Raw genomic sequence first — 13,344 nt, forward strand, 5'->3', positions numbered from 1 at the left:
CGTCATGAGAAATCCGGGCTAATTATACGAACCCGTTCGTATAACACTCATTCGTATAACTCCAAAGCTCACGGCCCTCACAAACCCCAGCTTCACCAATAAAATCAGAAGATTACCTGAAGCCACCACGGCTACCGCCGGAGTTATACGCCCGTGTTCGAGCCACCCCTGCTCCAGGTTGGGGGCGTATAACTCCGCCCGCCCTGTTTTTCCTTTTCAAACTTATCAGAAGGTTAGCAACAATTTTCGGAGCCTGCCCGGGGTTTTGCGAACGCGTTCGTATAACTCCGGCTTTTTAAGCCGGTTATTGCTGCAGGGCCCGGCCCAGGGAATGGAAGTAGGTTCGGAAGGCGGCGTTTATCCGGTCCCGCTGTTCGCCCTGTGGGTAAAGCCCCAGGCGGGCTTCTTCACTCTCTTTGGTGCCCTTCACCAGAAAGGCGTTCTTCACTGCGGCGTCCTGGATGAAGGCTTCGAAGGCTCGGGCACAGAGTTCTTCTGGCTGGCTGTAGTAGTGCACGCCGGCGGCTTTGTCGGCTTTTGCGGAGTTCCGGAACAGGGGGCTGGGGTTTTGGCCGCTGTCGTCCAGCAGGATGGCCTGGTAACAGGCTTGCAGGCGCTGGTTCAGCGGGTGCTGGATGGCGTCCTGGCGGGTGAGCCATTGGCGGGAGGCGAACTGGCCCCGGGGTATGTTGGGGAACAGTTTGTCGCCGATGTAGTGGTCGAAGGCATGAAACCATTCGTGGGCAATGCTGCCGGGGCCGGCGTTTTTGGCCAGGGCGAAGCTGCGGGTGGCGGGGGTGTAATGGGCAGACACCCCGGGGCGGCCGCCAATGCCGTATTGCAAAGCCAGGGTACCGCGCAGGGAGATCAGGCTTTCTGTGCCGCCGAGGATGGTCATCAGGTCGCACAGGGCATCGTAGAACAGGGCGGCACTGCGCTGTTTTTCAGGCTCGGTTACCCAGCGGCCAATCTCGACGGATCGAAACTGGAACCGCCGGCGCACGTCTAGAAAGCTGACCGGTGCCCCGGCGCGGTGGTCGGGGCCGGTTCTGTAGAAGGGTCTGGGCATGGCGGCATTGTACGAAGGCGTGGGCGGCTTGTCTCAGCTCAGGTGCTGCCGTTGGCGGCCAGCACCCGGTTGGCGCACCCGCCGCCGGATTCCAGGTCCGCCAGGTTGCTGAGTGTTGTGTGTGCAATGCTTTCCAGGGCGTTGCGGGTGAAAAACGCCTGGTGGCCGGTGATCACCACATTCGGGAATGTGAGCAAACGGGCGAAAACGTCGTCTTTCAGCACGATATTGGAGAGATCTTCGAAGAACAGGTCGCTTTCTTCCTCATACACATCCAGCCCCAGGTAGCCCACCTGGCCGGATTTCAGGCCTTCGATGATGGCGGCGGTGTCCACCATGGCGCCCCGGCTGGTGTTGATCAGCATCACGCCTTTTTTCATTTTGGCCACGGCTGCGGCATCAATCAGGTGATGGGTGTCCGGGGTGAGCGGGCAATGCAGGGTCACAATGTCGGCTTCCCGGAACAGTTCGTCCAGGCTCACATATTCCGCGCCCAGCGTTTGCGCCTCCGGGTTGGCGTGCAGGTCGTAACACAGTACGCGGCAGCCGAACCCGCGCATGATGCGCACCACTTCCACTCCAATCTGGCCGGTGCCCACCACACCCACGGTGCGGCCCCGCAGATCGAACCCCAGCAAGCCGTCGAGCGCAAAGTTGCCATCACGAATGCGGTGGTAGGCCCGGTGGATCTGCCGGTTCAGGGTGAGGATCAGGGCCACGGTGTGTTCGGCCACCGCATAGGGGGAATACGCCGGTACCCGCACCACGGCGATGCCCAGGCGTTCGGCGGCTTTCAGGTCGACGTTATTGAACCCGGCGCAACGCAGGGCCACGGCCCGGGTGCCACCGGCGGCCAGCTGTTCCAGTACGTTGGCGTCCACCAGGTCGTTCACGAACACGCATACCGCGTCGAAGCCTTTGGCCAGTGCCGCGGTGGCCGCATTCAGGCGTGGCTCCAGGAACACCAGTTCATGCTGGTGGCTGGCCTGGTTCGCCTGTGACAGGAACTGTTCGTCGTAGGGTTTGGTGCTGAAAACCGCCACTTTCATGGGATTGGCCTCATCCGGTCTGGGTGGGTACGGGATTCTTCAAACATAAATCAAATGCCCGGCGGCGAGCCACCGCAATTTTGTTCAATACCGGTAATAGAGCCCCGTGCACACTGGGCGCCTCCGTTAGTTCACAGAGTGCTGATGCTATGAGTCTGTCTATTATCCTGCCGATGTCGGCCTTTGCCCTGGTGGCTTCGGTATCGCCGGGGCCGGTCAATCTGGTGTGCCTGAGCAGTGGCACACGCTATCCGGTATCTCAGGGCCTGGTGTTTGTCACCGGGGCCACTCTGGGGTTTATCGCGCTGTTTATGGCGGTGGGCCTGGGCCTGAATTCGCTGTTGGAACATGCGCCCGGGTTCGAGCGCTGGTTGAGCTGGGCTGGCGTCGCCTTCCTGCTGTACTTGAGCTACCAGCTGGCCACCGCTGATGGCCATCTCAGTGAGGATGAGGCACGCCCGGCCCCCGGCTTTGTCACCGGCGCCCTGATGCAATGGTTGAACCCCAAGGCCTGGCTTGCGTCTGTGGCGGGTATCAGTGCGTTTACCGAGGGCGGCGACAGCACCCTGCTCTGGCTGTTTGCGGGGCTGTATCTGCCCATTTGCTGGCTGTCGCTGGCCAGTTGGGTGTATGTCGGGGTCGGGCTTCGCCGGCTGGTGCAGCAGCCGCGAATCCTGCGCGGGTTCAACCGGGTTCTGGCGCTGTTACTTGCCGGAAGTTGCGTGTTCCTGTTGCTGGACTGAGGGCTGGCGATACTGGTTCGGGGTGGCCGCCACCACGCGTTTGAAGGTTCTCTGGAAATGCGCCTGGTCGGCAAAGCCGGCGTTGAGGGCCGCGTCGGCAATACTCACGCCACGTTTCAGTTCGCTCTGCCCATGCTGTATGCGGCGGTTGATCAGGTAGGCGTGGGGCGTTAACCCGTAGCTTTGCCGAAACGCCCGCACCAGATGCCCCGGGCTGTAGCCACTGAGCCGGCACAGGTCGTCCAGCGATACCTCGTCGGTACAATGGCTGTCCAGGTACTCAGCCACCGCGGCCAGGGTGCCCGAGGGGCGCGGAATGCCCCGGGCCGGCGCTTCCGCCAGGCTCTGCATCAGGTCCAGCAGATACTCGGCAACCCGGCTCTGCTTTTCCAGCAGATCCCGGCCCGGGTCCAGCAGGCAATCGGCTATGGTGCAGTAATCCTGGTACTGGCGGGGGTCGGTGATCACTGCCGTGTCCAGGTCCTGCCAGTGTTCGCTGGGCAGCAGGCCCGCCTCAAATCTGAGCCGGGTCAGCCAGGCGGTATCCACATACAGCATCAGATACGCCCAGGGCTGGTTATCAATGGGGTTGCAGGCGTGGGGCCATTCCGGGTTCATCAACACCAGCGTGCCGGCGCTCACGTGGTGCTGGTCGGTGCGGTACAGGAACGTGCTTTCACCGCCGGTTATGGCGCCGATCGACCAGTGCCGATGCGTGTGCAGGGCATAACAGACCTCGCGCCCATCCGCGACTTTGCGCAGTTCCACATGGGGCATGCGGGCGTCGCGCCAGAAGATGGGTGTGCGAGGGTCGGTCATGGTGGTTGCCTCAAAGCGAATCGGCCAGGCCGGTGCGTATGGCACTAGCCTAGCAGAAACTTACCACTCCAGCTGCGCGCCGGTCTGATACTCAATCACCCGGGTTTCGAAGAAATTCTTCTCCTTGCGCAGGGTGGCCTGCTCGTCCAGCCAGGGCGACACGTTCTTCGCCCCCGGGAACGGTTCTTCCAGGCCCACGGTGCGGGCCCGGCGGTTGGCGACAAAGCGGAACTGTTCGCTGTGGTATTCCGCCGAGTAACCCAGAATCGGGTCCCGCAGCACGTAGTTGGCGTAGGCCATTTCCGCGGCTTCGGATTCGTCCCACATCTCACGCACCGCTTTCGGGTCCAGGGTGATTTTCTCTTCCTCGAGAATCTGGTTCACCACTTTCAGGCCGAAGGAGAAGTGCATGGCTTCGTCCCGCAGGATGTACTGCAACTGTTCGCCCGTGCCCCGCATCAGGCCCCGGCGCTGCAGGGCGAAGATGGGGCTGAAGCCGTTGTAGAACCAGCAGCCTTCGAACACGGCGGCGAAGAACAGGTAGGACATCACGAAGTCCTGCAGCTCGTCCGGGTTGCGCAGGTTCATGTCGGAGCGCATGGCGGCGTCCAGCCGGCGGTTGGCCAGCTGGATTTTGCCGTTGATCTCCGGCACCACGCGGTAGCGGTTGTAGATCTCGCTCTGGTCCAGGTTCAGGGTTTCGATGCAGTGCTGGTAGGTCCAGGTGTGCAGCGCTTCCTCGTACACCTGGCGGGCCTGGTAGATCTGCAGTTCCGGCGCGCTCATCTTCTCCATCACCGCCAGGCCGATATTGCGCATGGCGAGGATGTCGGAGGTGGTCAGGTACGCCAGCACGTTCTCGTACACGTGTTTTTCCGCCGGCGTCAGCCGGTGGTGGTAGTCGTGAACGTCCTGCGCCATGTTCACGTCCAGCGGCGTCCAGTGGTTCTTGTTGGCGTTCATGAAGTACTCCCAGGCCCAGGGGTACTTGAACGGAGCCAACTGGTTGATGTCGGTCTCGCCGTTAATCACCCGCTTGTCGTCGACATTCACGGGCGCCGGGCCGCCGGTGGCGGCGGCAGTGGTTTGCGCTTTTGGTTCGTCGTCCCAGTCCAGCATGTGGGTGCCTCCCAAATAAGTAAATGGTTACTGACAAGCTTCGCAGTCGGGATTGTCGATGCTGCACACCTGTGGCTGTGGCGCCGACACCGGCGCGGTCTTCTCGGCGCCAGTGGCCCCCAGGGAGCGCAGGTAGTAGGTGGTTTTGAGGCCACGCTCCCAGGCCAGCTGATACAGGGCATCCAGCTTCTTGCCGCTGGGCTCGGCCATGTACAGGTTCAGGCTCTGGGCCTGGTCCAGCCATTTCTGGCGCCGGGCCGCCGCTTCCACCAGCCAGCGCGGGTCAATCTCGAATGCGGTGGCGTAGCGGGCCTTGAGCTCGGCGGGGATGCGGTCGATCTGCTGCACGCTGCCATCGAAGTATTTCAGGTCGTTCACCATCACGTTGTCCCACAGGCCTTCGGCCTTGAGATCACGCACCAGCGAGGGATTTACCACGGTGAACTCGCCGGACAGGTTCGATTTCACGAACAGGTTCTGGTACGCCGGTTCGATGGACTGGGACACGCCCACGATGTTGGAAATGGTCGCGGTCGGGGCAATGGCCATCACGTTGCTGTTGCGCATGCCGTTTTTGGCAATCAGCTCCCGCACCGGGGTCCAGTCGAGGCGGCTGTTGGTATTGAGCGACAGGTCGCCGTCCCGGCGGTTGTCCTTCAGCAGGCCCACCGAATCCATCGGCAGGATGCCCTGGCTCCACAGCGAGCCTTCGTAGGTGTCGTAGGCGCCTCGCTCACCGGCCAGCGTGGCGGAGGCACGCAATGCGAAGTAGCTGAGTTGCTCCATGGCAACGTCGGCAAATTCCACCGCTTCCGGGCTGGAGTACGGCAGGCCCAGCTGGTACAGGGCGTCCTGGAAGCCCATCAGGCCCAGGCCCACCGGGCGATGCTTCAGGTTGGAATTGCGCGCCTGCGGCACCGCGTAGAAGTTAATGTCGATGACGTTATCGAGCATGCGCACGGCGGTGTTCACGGTGCGCTCCAGGCGCGTGACGTCCAGCTCGCCGTCCTTGATGTGGGCAGCCAGGTTCACCGAGCCCAGGTTGCACACCGCAATCTCATCGGCGCTGGTGTTCAGGGTGATTTCAGTACACAGGTTGGAGCTGTGCACCACGCCCTGATGCTGCTGCGGGGAGCGCAGGTTGCACGGGTCTTTGAAGGTGATCCAGGGGTGACCGGTCTCGAACAGCACAGTCAGCATCTTGCGCCACAGCTGTTTGGCGGGAATTTTCTTGAACAGCTTGATCTTGCCCTGCTCGGCCAGGGCTTCATAGTGCTGGTAGCGCTCGCGGAAGGCGTTGCCGTACAGGTCGTGCAGATCTGGCACATCGCTGGGGGAGAACAGGGTCCAGTCGCGGTCTTCGCGCATGCGTTCGATCAGCAGATCCGGCACCCAGTTGGCGGTGTTCATGTCGTGGGTACGGCGGCGCTCATCGCCGGTGTTCTTGCGCAGTTCCAGGAACTCTTCGATATCCAGGTGCCAGCTTTCCAGATAGGCACAGACCGCGCCCTTGCGCTTGCCGCCCTGGTTCACGGCCACGGCGGTGTCGTTGACCACTTTCAGGAACGGCACCACGCCCTGGCTCTGGCCGTTGGTGCCCTTGATGTGGGAACCCAGGGCCCGCACCGGGGTCCAGTCGTTGCCCAGACCACCTGCCCATTTCGACAGCAGGGCGTTATCGCGAATGGCCCCGTAAATGCCTTCCAGGTCGTCGCCCACCGTGGTCAGGTAGCAGGACGACAGCTGGGAATGCCGGGTGCCGCTGTTGAACAGGGTGGGCGTGCTGGCCATGTAATCGAAACTGGACAGCAGCTCATAGAATTCGATGGCGCGGGCGTTGGGGTCGTCTTCCCGCAGTGCCAGGCCCATGGCCACCCGCATGAAGAACACCTGGGGCAGTTCCAGGCGGGCCTTGTTCCAGTGCAGGAAGTAACGGTCGTACAGGGTTTGCAGGCCCAGGAAGCCGAACTGGAGATCGCGCTCCGGTTTCAGGGCGTTGCCAAGGCGTTCCAGGTCAAAGGCCGCCAGGGCTTCGTCCAGCAGTTCGTAGCGAATACCGGCGTGAACAAAGGCGCTCAGGGCCTGTGGATAAATCTCTGCCAGCGGAAGACTGCGGGGCAGGTCCAGGGCTTCCGCTGTTTCCAGCCGGAGCTGTTCCAGCAGCAGGCGGGCGGTTACGGCGCTGTAGTCGGGTTCCCGTTCAATGCGGCCCCGGGCGGTCATGATCAGGGCAGACAGGACTTCGGTCTCTTCGATGCCGTCGTAGAGGTTGCGCAGGGCGTCTTCCACCAGCGAGTCGCCGTTGATGCCGTCCAGGCCGGTGGCGGCCTGTTCCACCTGCTGCTTCATCAGGCCAAGGTCCAGCGGGGCGATGCTGCCATCGGCTTTTTTTACGGTCAGGTGCGGATGCGCTTCCACCGGCTCGTCCACGGCGCGCTGGCGGGCGTGTTCTTCACGGTACAGCACGTAGGCCCGGGCCACTTTCTGCTCTTCGGCCCGCATCAGGGCCAGTTCCACCTGGTCCTGGATGTCTTCGATGTGCACCTTGCCACCGGCTTTGAGGCGGCGGCTGATGGCCTGCACTACCTGTTCGGTAACCCGGTGCACGGCGTCGTTGATGCGGGCGGAACCGGCTGCCTGGTCCCCTTCCACCGCCAGGAAGGCTTTGGTCACCGCCACACTGATCTTGGCCGGGTTGAAACTCACCAGGGTGCCGTTTCGTTTGATAACTTGCAGGGATTGGGTATCGGTCGCGGGGGCCGGGGGTTCGGCAATGGCAGTGGCTGTCATGGTGCTCTCCTGAATTCGCGTTGGTTCCGTTTCACCCTCGCGAACGCAGTGGCACACCTTGCCCCGAATACGGGCAGGCCTGACCAATCTGCTCACCCTTGAATCGCGAAGGTGCAGTCCAGAAACCCATGGGGGGCTTCTGATCCCTGGCAGGTCTTCGGACTCAGGGGCGTGAACCTTTCAGCTCTGCCTAACGTGGCGACTTCCCGGCTTGCGCCAGTGTCATCTTGCCACGCTCGTTCCCCAATACCGCTGCGCGTCAGTTCCGGATTCTCACCGGATTCCCGACTACCCTGTGATCAAGATGATCAGAGTTTGATCACAATATATGGTAGTTAACCAAGGACCCGGTCACTATATAGGGCCGAATACGCCAAGACAAGGCACTTTTTGCAACAGCGCCTGTCCATCTCCAGACCACCGGAATTGAGGAATGAATGTGAGAATTTCACTGCTTTTGGCCAGTACCCTGATGCTCGGTCTCGCCGCCAGCCCGGTGTGGGCAGACACAGACCGGCTAACCCGGTTCTCCACCATGACCTCACTGGAGGACGGCTGGGAGCCCCTGACCTTTCCGAACATCGAGACACATACCCGCTACACCCTGGACACGGACGACGGCCAGCAGGTGGTCCGTGCCGACGCAGACGCCAGCGCCTCCGGGCTGATTGCCCGTGTTGAGCTGGTGCCCGGCGATTCGCTTACGCTGTCATGGCGCTGGAAGGTGTCGAACATCTACGAAGCCGGCAACGCCCGCGAAAAGTCCGGGGATGACTACCCTGCCCGCATCTACGTCGCCTTTGAGTTTCAGCCGGACAAGGCCGGCTTTTTTGAACGGGCCAAGCGCAAGACCGTGGAAGTGCTGTTCGGCGAGACCCTGCCCGGCAACGCCCTGAACTACATCTGGGCCAATCAGCTACCAGAGCAGAGCATGGTCGCCAACGCCTACACCGACAAAACCATGATGATTGCCGTCAACTCCGGGCCGTCGCAGGTGGGCGAATGGGTGACCGTTACCCGGGACCTGGTGGCAGATTACCGGCAGGCCTTCGGCGAAGAACCGCCTGCCATTGTGGGCGTGGCCATCATGACCGACGCCGACAACACCGGCGAGCAGGCCACGGCCTGGTATGGCGACCTCACCCTGGAGCAAAACCGCTGATCGGCCATAAAAAAAGGCCCCTCAAGGGGGCCAAACACGTGAAAGCAATGGTCAGTGGCTGATCATCCAGGGCCGCATGGACGGGAACATCTTCTTGCCATCGGCGGTGTAGAACAGCATGTGTTTACTGTCCGACTTTTTCTTGCAGCCACAACTCTTGCGGTGCTCGGCGTCCCGGGCCCGCTGGTCGGCGGTGGAGATGATGGGCTCGTGGCTCGCCTTTTCATTCCGCGCCTCCGCGTTGCGGCGGGCCGGGTCCATGGCCAGGAGCTCCGGCGGCAGCACAATCACCCGGGGTGACAGCGCCTTGCAGGTGGGGCAATGGGCCGGGTTACCGGCTTCGGCCATGGCGCCCAGTTCCTGGAACAGCCCGTGTTCCCGGCATTTGTAGTCGTACAGTGGCATGGCTTACTCCTTGTCCGGTGAAAGGGGTACGTCGGTGCCCGGCGTGACCTTCCTGGTCGGTCCTTCCGCCGTGGGGTTGATGTCGAAGTCGAAGATCTCGGTCGGCAACCACAGGGTGGCGCAGGCGTTGGGCACATCCACCACGCCACTGATGTGGCCTTCCACCGGCGCACAGCCAAGCAACGCGTATCCCTGAGCCGGGGTGTAACCGAACTTGGTCAGGTAGTTGATGGCGTTGAGGCAGGCCTGGCGGTAGGCCACGTGTACGTCCAGGTAGTGCTGCTGGCCCTCTTCATCCACCGAGATGCCCTCGAAGATCACATAGTCCTCGTAGCGCGGCTTGATGCTGCTGGGTTTGAAGACCGGGTTCTTGATGCCGTATTTGGCCATACCGTCCTTGATCAGGTTCACCCGCAGATGAATCCAGCCGGCCATTTCGATGGCGCCGCAGAAGGTGATCTCGCCGTCGCCCTGGCTGAAGTGCAGGTCGCCCACCGACAGGCCTGCCCCCTTCACATAGACCGGGAAATACACCTTGGAACCACGGGACAAGTCCTTGATGTCGCAGTTACCACCGTGTTCCCGGGGCGGTACGGTGCGGGCGGCTTCCAGCGCCGCCTCTTTGGCGGCATCACCCGCCAGCTTGCCCAGGTGGGCAGTGTCGGCGTAGGGCAAGTTTGCCAGGCCCGGCACCCGATCCGGTTCGGTGTCGTACAGTTCTTTCTCGCGCTTGTTCCACTCCGCCAGCATTTCCTTGGACGGCAGGCAGCCGATCAGGCCCGGGTGGATCATGCCGGCGAATTCAACGTTGGGGATGTGGCGGGATTTGGTGAACATGCCGTTGAAATCCCAGATGGATTTCTGGGCTTCCGGAAAGTGCTCGGTCAGAAAGCCGCCGCCGTTCTTCTTGGAGAAGAAACCGTTGAAACCCCACTGGCTGTCCTTGAAGGCACCGATGTCGAGGATGTCCACTTCCAGCAGGTCGCCGGGTTCTGCGCCCTCCACGCCCACCGGGCCAGACAGGAAGTGAACCTGGGTCAGATCCACGTCGCGCACGTCGTCTGCGCTGTCGTTGTTCTTGATCTGGCCACCGGTCCAGTCGTAACACTCGAGGATGAAATCGTCCCCGGGCTTGACCGTCGCCGCCATGGGAATGTCCGGATGCCAGCGGTTGTGGATATTCTCGTTCTCGTACGCGGATTTGCTCAAATCGATCTTGATGAGTGTTTCGGCCATAGCGGTCGCTCCTTGGTTCTTGGCGTTCGGCGTCTAAGCTTGGGAACGCAGTGCCCGACGGCGCCTGCGCTGACCGTTTCACTATCCGCGATACGCCAGCGGCGCGGTATTCGCGAATTGCCCCCGGCACCTACGTCATTCGACGTATTGGCGCACCACTATCTCCTGCCCCTTGAGCTCGGCCAGAAATGAGGAATGCTCGGGATGCGCCAGCAACGCACGGGCCAGCGCCGGCTCCAGTTTCTGGCGGAACGCCCGTAGCATCTCGCGGGCACCATAGCGGCTGTCGTAATCGCGGCACAACACACTGCGCAGCTCCACCGACAAATCCAGCGAGGCCTGTTTGCGGGCCAGGCGCTTGTTCAACCCGGCCAGTTCGATCTCCAGAAGGGCATACAGCCACTGGTCTGTCAGGGGATTAAACGTAAGAATCTGGTCAATCCGGTTCAGGAACTCCGGGTCGAAATGCCGGCGCAGAGCCTTGTCCCGAAGGTTCTCCTGCGGGCCCGGCTCCAGCCCCAGCCAGCGGCGCCAGCCTCGCTGATAGCGATGATGGTGCGCTTCCGCTTCCAGGGCTCCGGCGTTGCTGGTCATAAAGATCAGCGTGTTGCGGAAGTCGATTTGCCGGTTGCCGGAGGGGAACACCAGCCGGCCGGTATCGAGCACATTAAGCAGGGTCCGGGTGACCTCCTTGCTGGCCTTTTCAAGCTCGTCGAACAGGACAATGCCCGGTTTGCTGAACGATCCCTGAACCTTCTCAAGATCAAACAGGCTGTGGCCTTCCTTGCTGCCCACATAACCGGGCGGCGCGCCGGTCAGCGCCGCCGCGTAGTGCTCCTGGGCCAGGGTGTTCATGTCGATGCGGCACAGGGCATCGCGGCTGCCATGAATGGCCTCGGCAATCAGCCGTACGGTTTCAGTCTTGCCCACCCCGGTCGGCCCCAGAAACAAGTGAACCGCCAGCGGGCGGTTCTCTTCACCGATGTCGGCCTTGACCCGAACCAGCATGGATTCCATCGCCTCCAGGGCGTGCTGCTGGCCCACGATATTGGCCCGCAGGCTCGCCATTACGGCGTCCGGCTCAAAGCGGAACCGGGAAACACGAACCGGGCCTGAATCGGCCCGGTTCCTTGCCAGCGTTTCCCGGTTGGCTTCCAGCCGCTCATTGATAAACGGCATCGCGGTCTCCCGGGCTCAGGCCCCTGCAGTTTTTTCCTTGCCATCGAACGGCAGTTCACCCACCGGGCATTCCGCCGTGCCCACGGTTTTTCGGGTCATGGCCTCGACGTTTTCCTGGGCTTTCTGGGCATCCATCACCCAGGTGCGATAGAACTCGAACGGGCAATCGGCCACGCCCTTGTCGCCGTCACCGGAGTTGTGGACGCCGGTGTAGCCCCGGTGCAGCAGTTTGAACAGGTGGTTCTGGGACTGGTCGTTGGCGCGGGCGTCACGGATCTGGCTAACCGACAACTGGGCGTACTGAACCCCCATGTCCTCCTCGCCACATTCACCCAGGGTACGACCATCAAAGCCGATGATGGCGGAGTGCCCGAAGTACGAATACACCCCGTCGAAGCCGGAGGCATTAGCCACCGCCACGTAACAGTTGTTGGCCCAGGCCATGCTCTTGGCCATCATGATCTGCTGTTCCTTGGCCGGATACATGTAACCCTGGCACCGCACAATCAGCTCCGCCCCCTTCATGGCGCAGTCGCGCCAGATCTCCGGGTAGTTGCCGTCGTCGCAGATGATCAGGCTGATCTTCATCCCCTTCGGCCCCTCGGTCACATACGTGGTATCGCCGGGGTACCAGCCCTCAATCGGGCACCAGGGAATGCACTTGCGGTATTTCTGGACAATCTCACCCTCGTTGTTGATCAGCACCAGGGTGTTGTAGGGCGCCTTGTTGGGATGATCTTCATGGCGCTCGCCGGTGAGCGAAAACACCCCCCAGGTATTCGCCTCCCGGCAGGCCGCCGAGAAAATCGCTGTCTCATCTCCGGGAATGGTGGCGGCGGTCTCCATCATCTCGTCGTTGTCGTACATGATCCCCATGGTGCTGTATTCCGGAAACACCACCAGATCCATCCCCGGCAGCCCCACTTTCATACCCTTGATCATGTCCGCAATCTTGCGGGCGTTGTCCAGCACCTCGGCTTTGGTATGCAGCCGGGGCATCTTGTAGTTCACCACCGCCACGCCGACGGTATCGTTACTGCTGGAAATATCACCGTGTCTCATATTAATTCCCCCTCAACAAAGCTAAACGGCCAGATAACTGGCAATCTTGTCCTGATCCGCCTCTTCCCGAAGCTCCTCGTGCACAATCTCCCCCTTCTCGATCACCAGAATCCGATCCGCCGCATCCATCACAAAGCTCAGCACCTGCTCCGACACCACAATCGACAACCCCCGCTCATCGCGAATGCGCCGAAGGGTCTTGGCAATGTCCTTGATGATGTTGGGCTGGATACCCTCGGTCGGCTCATCGAGCAGAAGCACCTTGGGCCGGGTCGCCAGGGCCCGGGCGATGGCCAGCTGTTGCTGCTGCCCGCCGGAAAGGTTGCCGCCCCGGCGGTGCTGCATTTCCTTCAGCACCGGAAACAGCTCATAAAGGTCTTCCGGAATTTTCTTCTCGCCCACCGCGGCCAGACCGGTCTCGATGTTTTCCTTCACCGTCAGGGTCGGGAAAATCATCCGCCCCTGGGGCACAAACCCGATGCCGGCCCTCACCCGCTGGAAGCTCTTCAGGTTCGACAGGTCCGTGCCATCCAGCGTGACCTGGCCACCGCGGCTTGGAGTCATGCCCACCAGGGATTTCATCAGGGTGGTTTTACCCATACCGTTGCGGCCAACCACCGCCACGATTTCCTGCTTGCCCACCTCCAGGTTCAGGTCCTGGATGATGCTGCTCTGGCCATAGGCCACCGAATGTTGTTTGACGCTCAGCAT

At 61.7% G+C, this 13,344-nt stretch carries 12 protein-coding genes and 1 riboswitch; of the genes, 2 read left to right on the plus strand and 10 right to left on the minus strand.

From position 1 onward, the window contains the following. Window positions 1-304: 304 nt before the first annotated feature. Window positions 305-1,069, minus strand: coding sequence for a CLCA_X family protein (locus Q675_RS33925; RefSeq protein WP_023011867.1), 765 nt, complete (start codon window positions 1,067-1,069; stop codon window positions 305-307). Window positions 1,070-1,107: 38 nt separating this feature from the next. Further along, a complete protein-coding gene (locus tag Q675_RS33930) occupies window positions 1,108-2,118 on the minus strand; it encodes a 2-hydroxyacid dehydrogenase (RefSeq protein ID WP_023011868.1) in 1,011 nt (336 codons plus the stop codon). Window positions 2,119-2,267: 149 nt separating this feature from the next. On the opposite strand from Q675_RS33930, the gene Q675_RS33935 reads away from it, so the two are divergent. Further along, window positions 2,268-2,861 (plus strand): LysE family translocator, encoded by a 594-nt coding sequence (locus Q675_RS33935; RefSeq protein ID WP_011787255.1) that lies wholly within the window; start codon window positions 2,268-2,270, stop codon window positions 2,859-2,861. On the opposite strand, the gene Q675_RS33940 is transcribed toward Q675_RS33935, so the two are convergent. From Q675_RS33940 to Q675_RS33950, 3 genes are read right to left on the minus strand one after another with little or no spacing between them, the layout of a single operon-like run. Continuing rightward, on the minus strand, window positions 2,823-3,680 hold the full coding sequence (locus Q675_RS33940) for a helix-turn-helix transcriptional regulator (RefSeq protein WP_031211699.1): 858 nt from the start codon (window positions 3,678-3,680) through the stop codon (window positions 2,823-2,825). The genes Q675_RS33935 and Q675_RS33940 overlap by 39 nt on opposite strands. A 60-nt stretch (window positions 3,681-3,740) precedes the next feature. Next, entirely contained in the window at window positions 3,741-4,799 is a 1,059-nt protein-coding gene (locus Q675_RS38145; protein ID WP_011787257.1) for a ribonucleotide-diphosphate reductase subunit beta, read from the minus strand. Between the two features lie 27 nt (window positions 4,800-4,826). After that, complete coding sequence (locus Q675_RS33950; protein ID WP_023008407.1) at window positions 4,827-7,589, minus strand: ribonucleoside-diphosphate reductase subunit alpha; 2,763 nt, start codon at window positions 7,587-7,589, stop codon at window positions 4,827-4,829. A 130-nt stretch (window positions 7,590-7,719) separates the two neighbouring features. Beyond that, a riboswitch (cobalamin riboswitch) is annotated at window positions 7,720-7,917 on the minus strand. A 144-nt stretch (window positions 7,918-8,061) separates the two neighbouring features. On the opposite strand from Q675_RS33950, the gene Q675_RS33955 reads away from it, so the two are divergent. Further along, the gene (locus Q675_RS33955) at window positions 8,062-8,751 is read left to right on the plus strand and encodes a DUF3047 domain-containing protein (RefSeq protein WP_081698883.1); all 690 of its coding nucleotides are present in this window, start codon (window positions 8,062-8,064) and stop codon (window positions 8,749-8,751) included. A gap of 51 nt (window positions 8,752-8,802) precedes the next feature. Here Q675_RS33955 and Q675_RS33960 read toward each other — a convergent pair whose 3' ends face one another. The 5 genes from Q675_RS33960 to urtE form a co-directional block, all read right to left on the minus strand. Further along, a complete protein-coding gene (locus tag Q675_RS33960) occupies window positions 8,803-9,156 on the minus strand; it encodes a zinc ribbon domain-containing protein (protein WP_023011870.1) in 354 nt (117 codons plus the stop codon). Window positions 9,157-9,159: 3 nt separating this feature from the next. Next, complete coding sequence (fmdA, locus tag Q675_RS33965) at window positions 9,160-10,392, minus strand: formamidase (protein WP_011787261.1); 1,233 nt, start codon at window positions 10,390-10,392, stop codon at window positions 9,160-9,162. A 135-nt stretch (window positions 10,393-10,527) separates the two neighbouring features. Then, the gene (locus Q675_RS33970) at window positions 10,528-11,571 is read right to left on the minus strand and encodes an AAA family ATPase (protein WP_023011871.1); all 1,044 of its coding nucleotides are present in this window, start codon (window positions 11,569-11,571) and stop codon (window positions 10,528-10,530) included. Window positions 11,572-11,586: 15 nt separating this feature from the next. Then, window positions 11,587-12,633: an aliphatic amidase gene (locus Q675_RS33975; protein WP_014423120.1), complete on the minus strand. Its 1,047-nt coding sequence runs from the start codon at window positions 12,631-12,633 to the stop codon at window positions 11,587-11,589. Between the two features lie 21 nt (window positions 12,634-12,654). Then, a complete protein-coding gene (gene urtE / locus Q675_RS33980) occupies window positions 12,655-13,344 on the minus strand; it encodes an urea ABC transporter ATP-binding subunit UrtE (RefSeq protein WP_011787264.1) in 690 nt (229 codons plus the stop codon).

Source organism: Marinobacter sp. EN3 (genome assembly GCF_000475315.1).
Taxonomy (GTDB): domain Bacteria; phylum Pseudomonadota; class Gammaproteobacteria; order Pseudomonadales; family Oleiphilaceae; genus Marinobacter; species Marinobacter nauticus.